General features: G+C 60.9%; 17 protein-coding genes. 6 read left to right on the top strand and 11 right to left on the bottom strand.

Going from position 1 to position 15,296, the window contains the following annotated elements:
* Positions 1–23 precede the first annotated feature (23 nt).
* Together F7D01_RS11905 and F7D01_RS15585 are read right to left on the bottom strand one after the other, a co-directional pair.
* Positions 24–566: a helix-turn-helix domain-containing protein gene (locus F7D01_RS11905; protein WP_215227753.1), complete on the bottom strand. Its 543-nt coding sequence runs from the start codon at positions 564–566 to the stop codon at positions 24–26.
* Positions 512–700, bottom strand: coding sequence for an AraC family ligand binding domain-containing protein (locus tag F7D01_RS15585; protein ID WP_371819723.1), 189 nt, complete (start codon positions 698–700; stop codon positions 512–514). Before F7D01_RS15585 ends, F7D01_RS11905 begins: the two co-directional genes overlap by 55 nt.
* Here F7D01_RS15585 and F7D01_RS11895 point away from each other — a divergent pair.
* The 3 genes from F7D01_RS11895 to F7D01_RS11885 are packed head-to-tail and all read left to right on the top strand — an operon-like array spanning position 683 to position 2,512.
* A complete protein-coding gene (locus F7D01_RS11895; protein ID WP_215229852.1) occupies positions 683–931 on the top strand; it encodes a hypothetical protein in 249 nt (82 codons plus the stop codon). The two genes, F7D01_RS15585 and F7D01_RS11895, sit on opposite strands and share 18 nt — an antisense overlap.
* A 29-nt stretch (positions 932–960) precedes the next feature.
* The gene (locus tag F7D01_RS11890) at positions 961–1,935 is read left to right on the top strand and encodes an alpha/beta hydrolase fold domain-containing protein (RefSeq protein WP_215227751.1); all 975 of its coding nucleotides are present in this window, start codon (positions 961–963) and stop codon (positions 1,933–1,935) included.
* Positions 1,919–2,512, top strand: coding sequence for an FMN-binding negative transcriptional regulator (locus tag F7D01_RS11885; RefSeq protein WP_215227750.1), 594 nt, complete (start codon positions 1,919–1,921; stop codon positions 2,510–2,512). The genes F7D01_RS11890 and F7D01_RS11885 overlap by 17 nt, the downstream gene beginning before the upstream one ends.
* A 48-nt stretch (positions 2,513–2,560) precedes the next feature.
* On the opposite strand, the gene F7D01_RS11880 is transcribed toward F7D01_RS11885, so the two are convergent.
* Complete coding sequence (locus tag F7D01_RS11880) at positions 2,561–4,795, bottom strand: TonB-dependent receptor (RefSeq protein WP_215227749.1); 2,235 nt, start codon at positions 4,793–4,795, stop codon at positions 2,561–2,563.
* Positions 4,796–5,035: 240 nt separating this feature from the next.
* On the opposite strand from F7D01_RS11880, the gene F7D01_RS11875 reads away from it, so the two are divergent.
* Positions 5,036–7,222 (top strand): S9 family peptidase, encoded by a 2,187-nt coding sequence (locus tag F7D01_RS11875; protein ID WP_215227748.1) that lies wholly within the window; start codon positions 5,036–5,038, stop codon positions 7,220–7,222.
* Positions 7,223–7,340: 118 nt separating this feature from the next.
* On the opposite strand, the gene F7D01_RS11870 is transcribed toward F7D01_RS11875, so the two are convergent.
* From F7D01_RS11870 to F7D01_RS11840, 7 genes are all read right to left on the bottom strand, one after another.
* Positions 7,341–7,541: a DUF1289 domain-containing protein gene (locus tag F7D01_RS11870; protein ID WP_251566800.1), complete on the bottom strand. Its 201-nt coding sequence runs from the start codon at positions 7,539–7,541 to the stop codon at positions 7,341–7,343.
* Complete coding sequence (locus F7D01_RS11865) at positions 7,538–8,566, bottom strand: FAD:protein FMN transferase (protein ID WP_215227747.1); 1,029 nt, start codon at positions 8,564–8,566, stop codon at positions 7,538–7,540. Before F7D01_RS11865 ends, F7D01_RS11870 begins: the two co-directional genes overlap by 4 nt.
* A gap of 5 nt (positions 8,567–8,571) precedes the next feature.
* On the bottom strand, positions 8,572–9,438 hold the full coding sequence (locus F7D01_RS11860; RefSeq protein ID WP_215227746.1) for a DUF4198 domain-containing protein: 867 nt from the start codon (positions 9,436–9,438) through the stop codon (positions 8,572–8,574).
* A gap of 21 nt (positions 9,439–9,459) precedes the next feature.
* The gene (locus F7D01_RS11855) at positions 9,460–9,981 is read right to left on the bottom strand and encodes a DUF2271 domain-containing protein (protein WP_215227745.1); all 522 of its coding nucleotides are present in this window, start codon (positions 9,979–9,981) and stop codon (positions 9,460–9,462) included.
* Positions 9,982–9,999: 18 nt separating this feature from the next.
* Positions 10,000–10,665 (bottom strand): PepSY-associated TM helix domain-containing protein, encoded by a 666-nt coding sequence (locus tag F7D01_RS11850; protein WP_215227744.1) that lies wholly within the window; start codon positions 10,663–10,665, stop codon positions 10,000–10,002.
* Positions 10,666–11,127: 462 nt separating this feature from the next.
* The gene (locus tag F7D01_RS11845) at positions 11,128–11,322 is read right to left on the bottom strand and encodes a helix-turn-helix domain-containing protein (protein ID WP_215227743.1); all 195 of its coding nucleotides are present in this window, start codon (positions 11,320–11,322) and stop codon (positions 11,128–11,130) included.
* The gene (locus F7D01_RS11840) at positions 11,319–11,525 is read right to left on the bottom strand and encodes an AlpA family transcriptional regulator (RefSeq protein WP_067673162.1); all 207 of its coding nucleotides are present in this window, start codon (positions 11,523–11,525) and stop codon (positions 11,319–11,321) included. Before F7D01_RS11840 ends, F7D01_RS11845 begins: the two co-directional genes overlap by 4 nt.
* Positions 11,526–11,910: 385 nt before the next feature.
* Between F7D01_RS11840 and F7D01_RS11835 the strand changes: the two genes are divergently transcribed.
* On the top strand, positions 11,911–13,158 hold the full coding sequence (locus tag F7D01_RS11835) for a type II toxin-antitoxin system RelB/DinJ family antitoxin (RefSeq protein WP_215227742.1): 1,248 nt from the start codon (positions 11,911–11,913) through the stop codon (positions 13,156–13,158).
* A complete protein-coding gene (locus tag F7D01_RS11830; protein WP_215227741.1) occupies positions 13,155–13,991 on the top strand; it encodes a hypothetical protein in 837 nt (278 codons plus the stop codon). The genes F7D01_RS11835 and F7D01_RS11830 overlap by 4 nt, the downstream gene beginning before the upstream one ends.
* Here F7D01_RS11830 and F7D01_RS11825 read toward each other — a convergent pair.
* Positions 13,988–15,232, bottom strand: coding sequence for a phospholipase D family protein (locus F7D01_RS11825; protein WP_215227740.1), 1,245 nt, complete (start codon positions 15,230–15,232; stop codon positions 13,988–13,990). The genes F7D01_RS11830 and F7D01_RS11825 overlap by 4 nt on opposite strands.
* Positions 15,233–15,296 lie beyond the last annotated feature (64 nt).

Below are 15,296 nucleotides of genomic sequence, written 5' to 3'. Positions count from 1 at the left end.
TTACCCATCAGCCGCTCGATGCCTCACCAGTCACGGTGGCTCGGCGCGTAGCCGAAGGCTCGGCGGAACATCGCCGTGAATCCGCTGGGACTGTCGTAGCCGATTTCATAAGCTGCGCGCGTGATCGACATGCCGGTGGCCATCAGGGCGATCGCTTCCATCAGCCGCACCTGCTGACGCCAGACCGCCAGCCCCATGCCGGTCTCGGCCTTGAAATTGCGAGTCAGGGTGCGTCGACCCATGCCGGCAAGCCGGGCCCAATCGTCCAGATCGCGTGGATCGGAAGGGTCGGCGAGCAGCGCCTCGCACACGCGCAGCAGTCGGGGGTCGGACGGCATCGAGACGCGATAGGGGGTTTCCGGCATCCGCCCGATCTCCTCCAGCAGCAGGGCGATGATCCGGCCCTCACGGCCTTCCTGATCGTACTCGGGATCCAGACGCGACGTTTCCAGGATCAGTGCACGCAGGAATTCAGACACCTCGAACACCCGGCATTCGCCGGTCTCGCGCGTCAGCGCATCCTTGGACGTAAGATACAGCGTGCGCAGCGAACATCGCCGCGGCACGAAACCTCGTGTTCCACATCCGCGGGGATCCACACCGCCCGTTGTGGCGGCACGACGAAGCTGGAACCGCGCGTGCGCACGCTCATCACCCCGGCCGATGCGTAAAGAACCTGCACGTGATTGTGGCGATGCATCGGATCGACGAACCCGGCTGGATATTCGTCGACGAGCGCGACCACCGGCCGGTCAAGTGCCAAGACGTCGTGACTATGCTTCAACCCCACTCTCCCACATGGTGGACGAGCCCCTCCGGATCAGGTGGCGCTATCAAATATTTCGTGTCGATGACAGTGCGCGGCCTGATCATGGGGGTGATTGGCCTCTTCTTCGTGGAGGCGGATCGGACAAGACACTACATCGCTTGAACGACTTAGCGGCGGAAGGAGAGCGGCCGATGGAAACGATTGACACCCGGCGGGCCGCGCCGCTCGATCCCGATATCGCACGGTTCTTGGAGCAGATGGCGCAAGACAACGCGGCCCGGGGGGCGAGCGATACCCTGCCCATGGTGGAACGCCGCGCCATTGCGGAGGATGTGCGCGAACGCTGGCGGCTGGGCGGTCCGCAGATGGCCCAAACGCGCGAGCTCGACGCCGACGGGGTGCGACTGCGACTGTACCGCCCCGTCGACAAGCCGGGCCTGCCGGTGCTGTTCTATATCCACGGCGGCGGATGGCAGCTGTTCAGCATCGAAACGCACGACCGGCTAATGCGCGAATACGCGGCGCGCGCGCAGATTGCGGTGGTCGGCGTCGATTACTCCCTGGCGCCTGAGCACCGGTTTCCCGTGGCACTGGAGGAGATCGCGACCGCGCTTGCCTGGCTGGAGCGGGAGGGTGAGGCATTGGGCCTCGATACTGGCCGCATCGCAATCGGCGGCGACAGCGCGGGCGCGAACCTTTCGGTATCATCCTGCCTTCTGCGTCGCGCGAAGGGTAACGCGCCCCTGGCCGCAATGCTGCTGAATTACGGGGCCTACGATCCACAACCGACGGGAAGCTACGCGCGCTATGGCGAGCCGCCCTATCCGCTGGAGATTGCGGAAATGGATGCCTATTGGCGCGGCTATGTGGCCGATGCGGATGATCTGACCAATCCGCTGGTCGCGCCCGCTCTGGCCGATCTTCGCGATCTGCCCCCTGCCTTCTTCGCCATCGCCGAATGCGACATCCTGGCGGACAGCAATTACGCGTTGGCCGCGCGCATGGCGGCGGCCGGAGGCGAGGTTACCGAGCGAACCTATCGCGGCGCGACCCATAGCTTCCTGGAAGCGATGTCGATCGCCGCGATCGCGAACACTGCGCTGGACGAGGCCTCGGCCTGGTTGCGTGAACGGTTGGATCGGGCCAACGTTGGCCGCGACGCCTGAGGCCTTCCACTGGCAGGCCGCGAGCCGGCTGATCGACGAATATCCGCTGGCCTGGGTGATTTCGCGCGCGTTCAGCGCCAGCCCGCTGCCCTTGCTGGCGGAGCGCGACGAAGACGGCATGGTGGTATCCCTCCTCGGCCATTGCAGCCGCCGCAATTCACTCGTGAAGGATTTCGCGTCCGATCCCGCCGGGCTGATCCTGTTCAATGGGCCGGACGGCTTCGTTTCGAACGATCTGGTGTCGGAGCGCAACTGGGGTGCCACCTGGAACTACGCCGCCGCCCGGTTCGAAGTCGAAATCGAACTGGTCGAGGACGAGACGGAAGAAGCTATCAACCGTCTGCTGGAACACATGCAGGGGCTGGGCGAAGACCGATGGACCACCGCCGAGCTCGCGGAGCGCTATCAAGGAATGCTGCGCGCAATCGTGGCGTTTCGCGCGCATATCCGCCGCTTCGTACCCGCGTTCAAACTGGGCCAGGGCGAACAGGCGGATGCGTTCGAGGAGATCGTGAACGGCCATCCCAACCGCGATCTGGCGCAGTGGATGCGCGCCTTCCACGAAGCAGGCGGCTAAGCCGTAACGCGCGGAGCGGACCTACGCCGCCCCGCGCACGGCGACCGGTCAGTTCAGGTCGAACCGCAAAGTGGCACCGATCGTACGGGGCCGAGTGACCGAACCGGCAAAGGAGAACGGGGCGTTCAGAATAGCGTATTCGTCGAACAGGTTCTTCACGAACACGCCCAGCTCCAACCCGTCGGCCACCTCGATCGAGGCATTGAGATCGACGATGTGGTAATCGCCCTTCTGCAGGGCGGCACCGAACGCCACGGGCGCATCGGAGAGATAGCGATGCGCGATGCCCAGCCGCGGATTGCGTGGAGAATCGGGCAGGCTGAATTCGAGCTGGTTGGCGATGGTCCATTCCGCTGCACCCGGCAGGCGCGATCCGGCCGCATAGCCGCCCCCGGGGGCGAAGCTGTCGGGCAGAAGCTCGGACAGACGTGCGTCGTTGTAGCTGACGCTGCTCGTCAGCGACATGAACCGCGCGGGTTGGAAAGCGAGCTGGAACTCGACGCCGTCTATATGCGCCCCACCGCCATTGGTGGTGTAGGCGTTGAAATCGGGTGGAGCGAACAGGCGGACCTGAATGTCGTCCCAGTCGATGTGATATGCGGTGATGTCGAACGACATGCCCTCCACGGGTCGGAAACGGGTGCCGATCTCGAAATTCCTGGTCGAATCACTGTCGAAATTGAGCGGCGCACCGGAGGCGACCGAATAAACGTTGATTCCGCCGAGCCGGAAACCCTCCGAGTAGAGGCCGTATACCATGAACCGGTCGCTCGGTTTCCAGCGCAATGACGCCTTCGGGATGAAGCCGCTCTCCTTCTGTTCGCCGGGCTGGTAATCGAATGCCGGGATTAGGTTCGCATTGGGCAGGAACTGCAAGCGCGGATCGGACCGGTACTCGAACGCCCTGCCCCCCAACGTCAGCGTCAGCGTGTCGAGAAAGGTGTAGGACGCCTCGCCGAACAGCGCGATCTCGCGCACGTCGCTGGTCGACTGCGTGCGCTGGACGAAATCACCGGGCGCGATTGTGCTCGCGGGTTGGTTGTCGAACTCCCCCGGATTGGCGTCGATATAGTCTCCGATCCCCTCGATGAACACGCGGTCGGTCGAGTCGGCGTTCAGCTTGGTATAGTTGGCCCCGATGAGCCAGGTGAAAGGCCCGGTGCCGGAAGAAGCCAGGCGCAGTTCCCCGTAATAAGTTTCCGATTTGCCGACGGAGGCCGAAAGCTGGGGGGTGCCGGTGCGCGCATCAATGCCGACGAAAATCGAATCGTCGAAGGCGAGATCGTTTTCCTTGCGGATATAGCTGCCGATCGCGGTCAGGTCGGCGAAACCGCCCAGTTCCTGTTCCAGGCGCAGGCTGTGCAGCTGGAACTGCGTGTCCTGGTATTCGGGCACGTTGGTGTTGCGCGTGTAAGTCGGCTCATTGGGATCGGCACCGAACTCGACATATGTCTGGTCGTCCAGATTGTATTCCTGAAACATGCTGAGTTCGGTGATTTTGGTGGTTTCGGTCGGCGTGAACACGATTGAACCCCGCACGCCGCGCACGCGCAGATCGTTGCTGCCGTCGACCCCGGTGCCGGTGTTGTCGAGATACCCGGCATCGAAGCGCTGGAGGGCAACCAGGCGCACGGCCAGCTTGTCCTTTACGACGGGTATGTTGACCATGCCCTTCACCGCGTAATTCGCCTCGCCCGCGCGACGGGTCGAACCGATCAACCCTTCGAAGCCGGCGTCGATCGCATCGGCCTTCGCCTCGTTGGTCACGTAGTTGACCGCGCCGCCGAGCGAGGACGAGCCGAACAACGTACCCTGTGGGCCACGCAGCACCTCGACCTGTGACAGATCGAAGGTGTCGACATCGGGGATCGCAATCGGAAAGCCGGGCTCGACCAGCGGAATCTGGTTGAGATAGTACCCGGTCGTCGCCTGGTTCGCCTCGTGATAGGTGGTCGAGGCGATCCCGCGGATGACGACTTCTGACACGCCGGGCTGATAGTCGTTGAAGACCACCCCAGGAATGCGCGTGATATAGTCCGACAGGCTTTGCGCGTTGAGGTCCTGCAATTCCTCGCTGGTCACAGCGCTGACGGAGGCGGGGATATCGGCGAGCGGCTCGGTCCGCTTGGTGGCGGTGACGACGATCACGTTCGTCGCCTGCTCGTTGCTATCGGGACCCGCCCCGGCCTGCGCCAGCACCGGCGCTGCACCGACGATGCCGCAAAGTGACGCGCCCAGGGCGGTGGTACGGGCCAGCGTGGCGACTGTGTGACGGATACTCATGAGCGATCTCCTCCGGGATATGCGTTCAAGCCTGAGCTATCAGCGCGTGACCGGCACGAAGAAACGGCGCGGGTCATTATCTTGCTAGAATGGGCCACGATGCGCATGATCCGCGTAGTGTTGCGTCCAAGCCGCAATCCGATCGCGTCTTCCGGCCCGATCGCATGGATGCCCGGCCCTAATCAGACGGACCGAGCGGGAAGCGTTGCATAGTCTCCGGTCCGAAGCGAGGAACCGATCATGAGCATCACTACCACTATGGCGACGCGGCGCACCGTGCTGATGGGTACTACCGCCATCGGGCTGAGCGCGGTTGCGAGCGGCGCGCGTACCGCCTTGGCGCAGGCGTCCGCCACCGGCGGGCAATGCTGGCCGGACATCACCGCACCCGCGCCGCCGCGCATCGAGCATCGCATCGAACAGCTCGGTCGGGTTCGCGACGATCCGTATTCGTGGATGAAGTTTGTGCCCGAAACCGGCACTCGCACGCTCGAAACCGTGCCCCCGATCGTGCGCGACAATCTGAAGGCGGAGCTGGCCTATGCCGACGCTGTGCTCGCCCCACTGGCGGACCGGCGCGAACATTTCTTTGCCGCGATGATGGCTCGCCGCGCGCAAGGATCGCCGCCACCGCTGCCACACCGCGAATGGCGCTACGAAAGCGAAGTGCCCGACGGAAAGCAACGCCCGGTGCATTACCGCATCACGCCCGCGAGCAAGCGCGAGATGCTGGTGGACGAAAACGCGCGCGCCGACGGCCACGCCTACTACCGCGCGACCGCATTCCAGCCGAGCCCCGACAATCGCTATTATGCCTGGGCGGAAGATATCGTGGGCAACGACCGGCACCAGATCGCGATCCTTGACACCCGGACCGGTCGGACCCGGATCGTGGTGCCGGACGATGCCTATGGGTACGGCGGCCTCGTCTTCGGCGCGCAATCACGCAACCTGTTCTGGATCAAGCGCGACGCACGCAACCGCCCGACACAGCTGCTCCGCGTGCCTGCTGCGGGCGGGACCAGCGAGCTGGTATACGAGGAACACGATCCCGCTATCTTCATGCAGGTCTCGCGCACGGCAGACGACCGCTTCGTCGTGCTCGATCTCTCCGGACCCGATACCAGCGAAGTCCGGCTGATCGCAGCGGGGGCAGAAACCGAACCGCCCCGGATAGTGGCGCCACGTCAGGAGGGGCTGCGCTACACCGTCCACGGGTGGGACGGTGGGCTGGTCGCGCTGACCAATGCGGACGGAGCGACGGACAACAAGCTGGTCGCTCTCGATCTCGAGACTCTCGAACCCGATCGCACGCTGGTGCCGCATGTGCCCGGTCGCCTGATCGAAACGCTCCTGCCCTTTGCAGGCGGGCTGGTGATGATGGAGCGCGCGGACGGCCTTCAGCATGTCTCGATCCTGCACGCGGACGGCGCGCGGATCGCGGTGCCGTTCGACGCCCCCGCCTATGCGCTCACCATCGCCGAGGGTCAGGATTACGAGTCTCAGAGCGTGCGCATCGTGTACGAGACCCCCGCCCAACCGCCGCTGTTCTTCGATGTCGCCCTGGCCGACGGTGCGCGCACCCTAGCGGGTGAAACGCGCTACACGGGCTATGACCCCGACGATTATCTCGTGGAGCGGCTGGAGGCCCGCGCATCCGACGGGGCGATGGTCCCGCTCACCGTCCTGTCGCGCCGCGATGCGCCGCGCGATGGGTCGGCCCCTCTGTTGCTATATGGCTACGGAGCCTACGGCGTATCGAGCGACCCGGTCTTTTCCGTTCCCGCTACCGCCTGGGTCGATGCCGGGGGGCGTTACGCCATCGCTCACGTGCGTGGCGGGTCGGAAAAGGGGCGAGGCTGGTTCCTGGACGGGCGCCGGTTCCACAAGCGCAATTCCATGACCGATTTCATCGCGTGCGCACTCCATTTGGTTCGGGGGCGCTACGCCGCGGCTGGCCGCATCGCCGCCTTCGGGCTGTCCGCAGGCGGGCTGCTGGTGGCCGGGGCGATGAACCTCATGCCCGATCTGTGGGGCGCGGTGGTGGCGAAGGTGCCGTTCGTGGACATGCTCAACACGATGAGCGATGCCGACCACCCGCTGGTGCCGCTGTTCCGCCCCGATTGGGGCGATCCGCTGGCCGATCCCGAGGCCTACGACTACATCGCCTCGATCTCTCCTTACGAAAACGTCGCCCAAGCCGCCTATCCGCCGCTGCTGACGACTGCGGGATTGAAGGACGATCGCGTATCGTACTGGGAGCCGTGGAAGCTGGTCGCCGAGGTGCGCCGGCAAACCACCAGCGGCGCGCCAGCCGTTCTCTCGCTCGATCTGGAGGCGGGCCATCAAACCAGTGCCGACCTAGGTGCCGAATACGAACAAATGGCGCTGTTCTGGGCCTTTGCGGAACGGGGCATTTCCTGCTGACACGCTGTTTCGGTGCTAAAGGCCCGGGTACGAGGGGGATATTTCAATGCATCCGCCAGCCAGCCAGCATGACGTTCAGCAGTCTCGTTTAGTTGGGCGATGGCAGCGCTCGCAGCACTTATCCGGCTTCGAGCCGCGCAAGACGGCGGGCCGCCGCATCGTTCACCAGCCGACGTTCGTTCGGCGACAAGGACGACCATTGCGCGATCTCCTGCAACGTTCGACCGCATCCGATGCAGATCCGCCGGTCTTCGGACATCTGACAGACCTTGCGGCACGGCGACGCAGTTTCGTCGTTATCGTCCTTTGTCATCATCATCCTGACCGTGGTTCCTCCCCCCGCCATACCCTCCACGCCGCGCTTTCGATAACCCTATCGGACGTAACGAGGCGGGCGGGCACCCGGTGCCGGTCGGCGAATACCACCCCCGCCTCCTCGCCCAGCACGATTATCGCCGTTGCCAGCGCATCCGCTTGCATGCAGCCGGGATGAAGCACGGTCGCCGACAAGATCATGTCCGTGACCGGAGCCGCGGTTCGCGGATCGATCGAGTGCGACCACGACGATCCCCCCGCCGAACGCCGGCGATGCCAATGGCCGGACGTGGCAACTGCCCAATCGACCAAGCCTATACGTGTCTTGGGCGCTTTGCTCCCCGGCGGCACCTCCAGATCGACCCACCATGGCAGTGCGCCACGCTGGAGACCGATCCCTCGGAGCTCTCCGCCGATTTCGAGCAGAGCCTGCGCGATGCCCATGCGCCGCAGAGCCGCGATGCCCAGATCCACCGCGAATCCCTTCGCAATGCCGCTGAAATCGAGTTCGATTACGCCCGGCTGGATCAGCGGCTCGCCATCCTCCGGTAACCGAAGCGCGCTACTATCCCCAGGCTCGCCGTTCCCAGGCCTTACCCCGGAAAAGGTCTCGGCGCCGAAACCCCAGTGTCGCGCCGCCGTGCCGATCGCGGGGTCGAACGCGCCCTCGCTTGCATCGCGAATCGCCAGCGCGGCCGCCAGCACCTGCCGGAACTGCGCGCCGATCCGGTGGGCGCTCCCCGCAGCTCCCGTGTTGAACCGGCTGAGCTGGGAGTCGCTTCGCCATTGGCTCATCTGCGAAATGACCAGTTCGAACGCGCCCTCCAGCGTTGCTCGGACATGCGATGGCTCGATACTGGTCGGGGCGAACAGCTCGACCGACCAGACCGTCCCCATGGTTTCTCCCGACAGTTTCAGCTGCCGCGCGTCGCTGGCCGGGCCGCTCGGACGCGCCGTTCCGAGAGGAAGCGCCGGCGGCAGGAGGAGATCGCCCTCCTCCGCGCGCGCGGTGCCCATCCCGTCCTTCATATCGGTCAGAGCGGCAGGAACTCCAGCACCGCGGTGTAGGACATCCGCCGATTGCCGGCTTCGCCCGCGCGCGGCTCGTTCCCTTCGGCGGGAGCAGCCCCCTCGCCGCCTGGGCCGCCCTGCCCCTGGGTCAAGTCGGCTTCGAGATAATACATCCCGGGTTCGTCGGCATGCAGCGTCACCATACCGTTCGCGTCGGTAGTCAGCTTCCGGATACCGGGATCGTCGCGATAGCGCGTCCCGCCCTCGACGAATTCGAGCTCCAGACCGACGGCAGGTTTGCCATCAGCCAGGAACTGCATCTGCGCAGGCTCCCCGGCATATAGATCGTTGGGATGGGTGACCGGTATCATCTCCAGCCCGACGCCGGTGGTTGCCAGGGCCGTTTCGTTGGGAGCACCCAGCGTCACGAAGGTTTCGGTCCGTCCCGAGTTCTCGCTCACCCGGACATCGGTTGCTTTGGCAGGGATGCCGGTGGCCATCTCGGCCTTGGTCCCCCGCCAGCGGTGCCTTTCCCCGTCGAGCTGGTAGAACCCCATCATACCGTCGAAGACGACCGCGATCCGGTAGGTGCCCTGCTGCTTCAGCGGCACATCGAACACGCTGCGATACGCGCCGGTGCCGATGATCGCGGGATCGACCGGCTGGCCGTCCGGACCGACGATCGTCAAATCGTCCAGTCCCATCGGGCGATGCTCGAAAACGAATAGACCGTTGGATGCGGCGGCATCCACGCTGACGGTTTCCTCGTCGCCCGCCAGCACGGTGGCGGAGGGCAGCAGCCAGCGGCGATGCGCCTCCGCGGGGGTCGCCGCGACAGCGGACAGACCGACCGCGCAGGCCGCGGCAAACAAACATTTTCTGGCAAACATCGGTCTTCCTCCGGTCATCGATCAGGGCTTGATGGTGAAGCGCAGCGTGCCCAGTTCCTGGGAGCCGGTCGCGGTGCCGGAACGCACGTTGCGCGGTGGCCACTGAAACGGAATGCTCAGCATCTCTCGCCCCCCGACCTCGCGCGCCGCCTCGACCCGCAGTGTGTAGGACCCAGCGGCCAGACGCGGTAACGGGCGCGTGCCTTCGTTGAAGCGCAGATTGTAGCGGCCAGGTGCCTGCGTCGGTCCGCTGATACCGTTGGCCGGCATCGTCATGCTGCGGCCTGCGCGGCGCCACCAGGTGCGCATGTCGGAAAGCCACTTGCGACCGTCCTCACCCTTCTGATCCGTATCGTACCAGACATCGAGCGTGGCGACCGCCTTGCCCGCGTCGTTCTCGATCCAGATCGCCACGTAGGGCTTGTGATATTCCGCTACCCGCAGGCGCGGTATTTCGAGCGAGATTTCCATCTCCCCCGCCAGTGCGGGGCTGGCGGAAAGCAGCGGAACGGTAGGGAGAGCGAAGAGCACAATTTTGCGCATCGGCCGGTTCTCTTTCTTTCAGTGCATCAGGAAGACGAGCAGCAGAATCGGGATCACGACCCCCGCCGCGACGATCGGCCAGGTCGAGGGGCGCCGCCGGGCATGAAGCTGCAACAACAAAAATCCGGTCGCGCAGAACACAATGCAGGCGACCGCGAAGATATCGATGAACCAGGCCCAGGCAGGCCCGGTATCCCGTCCCTTGTGCAGATCGTTCAGCCACGCGATCGTGCCGCGGTCGGTATCCTCGTGGATGACGAGCCCGGTTTCCAGATCGACCGATACCCAGCCGTCGCCGCCCGGTCGCGGCAGGGCGATGTAGAGCTCGTCCGCGCTCCACTCAGGGGCGCGGCCCGCCAGGTCCACATCGAATTCGTCGTCGAGCCACTGCATCGCGGCCGGCGGGACGCTCTCATTCGAACGCTGCCGCAAGGTCTTGAGCACAGAAGCCGGCATGGTCGCTTCGCGCGATGCGACCTGCGGAGAGGCTTCGATATCGCCGGCATGGTTGAGCGTAATGCCCGTGATCGCAAACAGCAGCATCACGACCAGGCAGATAGCGCTGCTCATCCAGTGCCAGGTGTGGAATTGCCGGGTCCAGAAGGCGGAGAAGCCGCGTCGCTTACGCCCAGCGGTCGCGCTTCCCCCGCCCGCGAAGGCCGCCCTGTCCGGTTCCGATCCCATATTGCCGCTGTTGCCGATGCTGCGAATGAATGTCAATAGCACGACTTGGGAGGTGCGCCATAGCCGGTTCGCCAACTTCTACGAGTGGATAGCAGCAGGCATGCGAAGCCGATTATGGCGCGCAATAAGACCGCGAAAAAGCTCGCTGCTCATTGCGTGACCCACCAGCGGATCACGCTAATCCACGATTTCGGGGGCTTAAGTAGAAAGAGATATACAGCTGCGGAAAGCCGGTGGTGGCAGGGCTTGAATCGAACCGTTAAAGTAACGCTTTGATATCAATTCTGTTCTTGGAACAAGGACAGACATTTCCCCACACTCTCCCCCACACTTTCGTTCATTTAACGGTGGTTCGGTTCAGCGTTTTAGTCGAAAAGCTGAATAAACGGGCGGTTCGAGGAGCGACTAGTGGCAACATAATGGCACGTTCTGACACTGTCCAATTGCGAGTTAGCGGCCCGGTCAATCCGACGCCCGACACTGCTCAACCAGCTTATGCAAACTGGCTGTCGTAATGCGCGTTGCCTTGCCGATCTTGACCGTTTCGAGTTCGCCGCTGGAGATCAATTCATAGAGCTTTGTACGCCCGACACCGATCATGCGAGCAGCGTCATTGACCCGGACGCAGATGGGCTCGACGGATTGTTGGCCGCTCATTCCGCCGGTTCCTCTTCACGGTAGTGAGCGGGATCGGCGATCCAGCGGTTGATGGCTGATTCATGCCATCCTGCGCCATGTACGCTGATCTTTACCTGTGACGGGAATGTGCCCTCGGCGATCTTGCGGTAGATGGTGGAGCGGGAAAGACCGGTGCGGTCGAGCACGGTCTTCAGACGGATAATGCGTTCGGTATTGGACATTGGGCGTTCTCACTTTGACATTGACAGGCCCTCTACGGAACATAATGAGAACTTTTTGAGCTTAACTCAAGGGCAAGCGTGGGGTATTGGCGGGCGAAACCATCACCGATTTGCGCCATTTGACGCGTCTATGGACTACTTGAGACCAACGTGGACAATTTTGCAGACCCGCTTTCATTTCTGAAAGTTTTTTCGTTCCGCTCGATTTGCAGAGGGCGCGCTCGAATTTGCGCCTCCAAGAGCCGGAATACGCGCCAGATGTGCCAAAATTTGAGCACGATTCGAGCGCGATTGCGGGAAAATTTGATCGGAAGCGCCCCGTATCAATGTGCTACATTGTATTTCACATTGGCCTGGGCTACATCAATCCACGATAGGGGAGCTCATGTCGACTAAACCAACCACGACGATACGCATTGACCAAGAAGTAAAGAGGCGCGCGAACGAGGTCTTTGACGAGATCGGCATCAGTATGTCAGCCGGAATCAACACCTTCCTGAAAGCCGTGGTTCGTGAGGGCACCATGCCGTTCGAGATAAGAACCGAACGTTCAACACCACAAAAAAAATGCCGGAATGCGACACTCAATCACGCGTTCATTGTCAAAAAAGACGAATTCTACACGCAGTACGAAGATGTTGCCAAAGAAATCGTCAAGCACGGTGATAAGCTAAGGGGCAAGACCGTGCTCTGTAACTGCGATGACCCATTTGAGTCCGCATTCTTCCGGTATTTCGCGCTTCATTTCAACAAGATTGGATTGGCCAAGCTTATATCAACCTCTTACGCAGGCTCGCCATTGGCCGGTAAAGAATATCCGCTGGAGGAAGACACTAGCGCCTATGAGGCGGTTGTGACCGAGGTGCCTGACGAACCCCTCGTACGGCCAGACAGTTCACTAGACTTGGAAGCTCTGTTCGCCTTGCCAGGCAACTCTCTAGTGCACCTTGATGGTGATGGAGATTTCCGCTCACGGGAATGCGTGGCATTGCTTGAGCAAGCTGACGTGGTAGCCACAAACCCACCCTTCAGTCTCTTCCGCGAGTATATTGGGCAACTGGTGCAGCACGAGAAAGATTTCATAATCTTAGGAAACATGAACGCGGCGACGTGCAGAGAGGTATTCCCCCTCTTTAGTGAGAACAGGGTCTGGTACGGAGAATCCATTCGCTCTGGCGACCGGAAATTTTATGTGCCCGACAGCTACCCGCTAAATGCCGCCAACTGCGGTGTTGACGAAAAGGGCAGACGCTTCATCAGGGTCAAGGGCGTCCGTTGGTTCACGAACTTGGATAACAATCGCCGGCACGAGCCGATAGAGCTTACTCGCCACTACGATCCAAGTGAGTATCCGCGATACGAAAACTATGATGCCATCGAAGTTGCGCGCACTCAGAACATACCTCTGGATTATGAGGGCTTGATGGGTGTGCCAATCACATTCCTCGACAAATACAGTCCGGACCAATTCGAAATTGTCATGCTGGCAAACGGCAATGCGCGCACCAATGTGCCGTCGGCGACTCTTGAAGCGGTGGGCTATCAGCCGCACCCTGAAGACCGAGGGGGCGTCGGCATCATTAATGGCAAGAGGGTCTATGCGCGAATCCTGATCCGCAAAAGATCATCATGATTGGCCAGTTGCGGGTACCCTGCGCATATCAGGGTGGCAAACAGCGCGTCGCAGCTCAGATCGTGGACCTTCTTCTTGAAGCCAATCCCGGTCCGAACACACGCTTCTACGATCTATGTTGTGGGTCGGCTGCGGTTTCAATCGAACTTGTTAAGAGGGGTATTGAGTCCTCTCGAATTTGTATGCTCGATATCAGTTCTTGGGGTGTCTTCTGGACTGCCATTTGCTCGGGCACATTCGACATGGACGTGTTCGATCAGTTTCTGTCCGAATTGCCGGGCGATAAGCGCGAACTCAAGGCTCACATGTTGGAGCTGGCCGCACTTCCAATAGGCGAGCATGAAGCTGAACTGTATCCGGTGCTTCAGGCATGCTCATTTGGCGGCAAGCAAATTTGGCGAAACGGTAACCGCTGGGCAAATGCTTGCTTTAGGGATTTCTGGCAGCCGACAGCAACTAGTATACGCCGAAGTCCTGCCAATCCGATGCAGCCCTCTTCAATTGAATTGCGCCGACGGGTTGGCATCCTAGCACAGCACATGAGGGGCGCCGCGTGCCTTAACATGGATATTATGGCGATACTCAGCAATCCAATTCCGAATGACTCAGTCGTGTATGTAGATCCGCCATACCAGGACACGACTGGCTATGCCTTTGGCTTCGATGTTAACGCATTCATACGGAAGTTCCGCGAGGTCAGTGAGGCTCCCTTATTTGTTTCGGAGGGGGCACCATTGAACAGCGATGCAGTTTTGCTCAATTTCGGCGGAGCGAAAGGAGGCATCAGCGGAATTCGGAAAGGCAAGCATCAGGAATGGATCAACCGATTCTAGATGATACCTAGCTGCCTTGCATTTGTTGTCGCTCCATTTCGTGCCAAAATTTGCGACGCGGCCTCGAAATTCGGAAGGTCAGCCTCCGGGAACACCGACATGAAAAAATAGCCCGGATCAATCTCGGTAAAGGTGATAATCTTTTTGACCAAGTAGAAGTCTTCACCCTTCGCTCTGAAGGCGTCAGTGATCTTAACTTGCGATGGACTGACCCCCTTTATCTGAAGTCGCCAAGTGCCATTCGCGTTGTTACCTGTCGGAAAAAGGATCGTATTCCCAACATAATCAACGCCATCGAAATTGAGCGTAATATCTTTTGTCTGATTGGTATTCGCTGGATTAAGACCAAAAAACTCGACACCGCCGCGCATAAATGTCGGATCACCCAGATCGAATGAAGTGCCGCTAGGGTCCCCGCGCGTCACAAGCGACTTCATCGACAAATCTAAAATATTCCTTGAGCCGCCGGTCATGCTTCTTGTTTCGAACCAGATGGTTCTACCTATGGCTTCATCAGGAACCAAAGCCGATGTCGTAGGGGTCGGGGTAAGGGTAGGGGCCGGAGAAGGTGTTGTGGCCCCCTGGCCTATCGGCTTAGGCAAATGAGGAAGTTTGGCGTTAACCCCATAGCCAAATAGCCTCTTTTGGACTCCAGCTTTCTTTGCTGCTTTTGACTGCCGGACTTGTTCGGCAACTTCCTTGATCACGTAGCCATTTTGGAGAAGGCTTTCGACATCCTTTTGCGCTCCAATGGGCATGATGGACTCGCCAAGCGAGTTCAGTCGAGCGAAGAAATCATCCATCGAGCCTTGAAGTTGCGCAACGCTGGCATTCGATCCTTCCAAAGGGATCAATGTCGAGCTTTCGAAATTCGTCCATAAACCACCGCCTGTCAGATTGTGCGAACCTACAACTAGCAGCCCCTTCGAATTTCCCAAAAAATGATAAATTTTCGGATGAAAGGTTTGGCCTTTTTCTGAATGCACGACATTCAAAGTGTCTGTATACAGAAGCAAAGCTGTTAGAGCTTCGTAGGACGTTCCGCCAAGGTCCACTCCTACGTAGACATTTACCACTCCCCCGCTCTTCCTGAAATTTTCGAGCGCATTCTTCACCCTAAGCACACCGCTATTTTTGGCGAAGGCGACGGCGATATTCAGTGTGTGAAACTCGCCCGATTCCAAGAATTCGATCAGACGGTCGCCAAGCTGACCCGAGAATGGCTGGTTCATCAATTCCATCTAATCCCCCTGAATGCCCTGCAAATTGGTGCGGCCACGTAATTTCTAACTCTCGCATATCGCC

This window comes from Erythrobacter sp. 3-20A1M, from assembly GCF_018636735.1.
Lineage (GTDB): Bacteria > Pseudomonadota > Alphaproteobacteria > Sphingomonadales > Sphingomonadaceae > Alteriqipengyuania.
This window is presented reverse-complemented; position numbering and strand designations above follow the sequence as displayed.

Bases quoted from the DNA above. Each gene is read 5' to 3' on its own strand.
- F7D01_RS15585 (WP_371819723.1), bottom strand. From the start codon at position 700: ATGCATCGCCACAATCACGTGCAGGTTCTTTACGCATCGGCCGGGGTG.
- F7D01_RS11890 (WP_215227751.1), top strand. From the start codon at position 961: ATGGAAACGATTGACACCCGGCGGGCCGCGCCGCTCGATCCCGATATC.
- F7D01_RS11880 (WP_215227749.1), bottom strand. From the start codon at position 4,795: ATGAGTATCCGTCACACAGTCGCCACGCTGGCCCGTACCACCGCCCTG.
- F7D01_RS11875 (WP_215227748.1), top strand. From the start codon at position 5,036: ATGAGCATCACTACCACTATGGCGACGCGGCGCACCGTGCTGATGGGT.
- F7D01_RS11870 (WP_251566800.1), bottom strand. From the start codon at position 7,541: ATGATGATGACAAAGGACGATAACGACGAAACTGCGTCGCCGTGCCGC.
- F7D01_RS11865 (WP_215227747.1), bottom strand. From the start codon at position 8,566: ATGAAGGACGGGATGGGCACCGCGCGCGCGGAGGAGGGCGATCTCCTC.
- F7D01_RS11860 (WP_215227746.1), bottom strand. From the start codon at position 9,438: ATGTTTGCCAGAAAATGTTTGTTTGCCGCGGCCTGCGCGGTCGGTCTG.
- F7D01_RS11855 (WP_215227745.1), bottom strand. From the start codon at position 9,981: ATGCGCAAAATTGTGCTCTTCGCTCTCCCTACCGTTCCGCTGCTTTCC.
- F7D01_RS11850 (WP_215227744.1), bottom strand. From the start codon at position 10,665: ATGGGATCGGAACCGGACAGGGCGGCCTTCGCGGGCGGGGGAAGCGCG.
- F7D01_RS11845 (WP_215227743.1), bottom strand. From the start codon at position 11,322: ATGAGCGGCCAACAATCCGTCGAGCCCATCTGCGTCCGGGTCAATGAC.
- F7D01_RS11840 (WP_067673162.1), bottom strand. From the start codon at position 11,525: ATGTCCAATACCGAACGCATTATCCGTCTGAAGACCGTGCTCGACCGC.
- F7D01_RS11835 (WP_215227742.1), top strand. From the start codon at position 11,911: ATGTCGACTAAACCAACCACGACGATACGCATTGACCAAGAAGTAAAG.
- F7D01_RS11830 (WP_215227741.1), top strand. From the start codon at position 13,155: ATGATTGGCCAGTTGCGGGTACCCTGCGCATATCAGGGTGGCAAACAG.
- F7D01_RS11825 (WP_215227740.1), bottom strand. From the start codon at position 15,232: ATGGAATTGATGAACCAGCCATTCTCGGGTCAGCTTGGCGACCGTCTG.